The 321-nt window shown below is 63.6% G+C and carries 1 protein-coding gene; it reads left to right on the top strand.

Annotation, left to right across the window (positions count from 1 at the left end; translation table 11 throughout):
* The coding region (locus tag ACYQ8K_RS30265) for a hypothetical protein (protein WP_459975078.1) at nucleotides 1-275 on the top strand (275 nt) is incomplete at its 5' end.
* Nucleotides 276-321 lie beyond the last annotated feature (46 nt).

The raw sequence follows: 321 nt of genomic DNA, 5'->3' as shown, positions 1-321 counted from the left end.
AACTCCGCCAGCTCGTCGAAGAGCACCTCGAGACGTTCCTTCGGGGACGCTTCGACGCCGGCTGCAGTCGCGGTCGCAGACATAACGACATCATCGCAGCCAGCACCGACAAATCCGGGCCGCGGCGATCCCCGCTGAAAAATTCGGTGCACGCATCCCCCAGCCCCCTGCCTGACAGCAACAGCCCGGCCCTCTGCACACACCGCGAATCCCGATCCGTGAGCCGAAATCAGCTCGCGCTAGGTGTTCTTCACTGGCAGGTTGTGAACGCGTAGGCGGTCGATGGGTGTTTTTCCGCCGATGCCGGTGTGGGGTCGATGG

Source organism: Mycobacterium sp. MUNTM1 (assembly GCF_054660795.1).
The sequence above is the reverse complement of the archived record's forward strand: the minus strand, read 5'-3'. Positions and strand labels throughout refer to the sequence as shown.